Here is a 432-nt window from a genome sequence, read left to right on the forward strand (position 1 = left end):
CCGGCACCCACCCACTGCTCCGCAGGCCCCGCGGAAAGGGCCCGTCTCTGCTAGATTGGTCTATACCACCATCGTCCAGACGTCTCTCCAGATCGGCAGGCCCCAGCGTGGAAGTTGTCATCGTCCCGGACGCCAAGGCAGGCGGCGAGCTCATCGCCGAGGCCATGGCCGCCCTGGTCCGTCGCAAGCCCGACGCCCTGCTCGGCGTGGCGACCGGCTCCACGCCACTGCCCATCTACGAGGCCCTGGCGGCCAAGGTCCGCGCGGGCGAGGTCGACGTGAGCCGGGCCCGGATCTGCCAGCTCGACGAGTACGTGGGCCTGCCCGCCGGGCACCCCGAGTCCTACCGCGCGACCGTGCTGCGCGAGGTCGTCGAACCGCTCGGCCTCTCCGAGGCCTCGTTCATGGGCCCGGACGGCTCGGCCGAGGACC

At 72.0% G+C, this 432-nt stretch carries 1 protein-coding gene; it reads left to right on the forward strand.

The features are described 5' to 3' along the window. Nucleotides 1-107: 107 nt before the first annotated feature. Nucleotides 108-432 (forward strand): 6-phosphogluconolactonase (locus EF918_RS36535; RefSeq protein WP_185922118.1); only part of this gene is annotated, 325 nt, incomplete at its 3' end.

The organism is Streptomyces sp. WAC06614 (assembly GCF_003949795.1).
Lineage (GTDB): Bacteria > Actinomycetota > Actinomycetes > Streptomycetales > Streptomycetaceae > Streptomyces.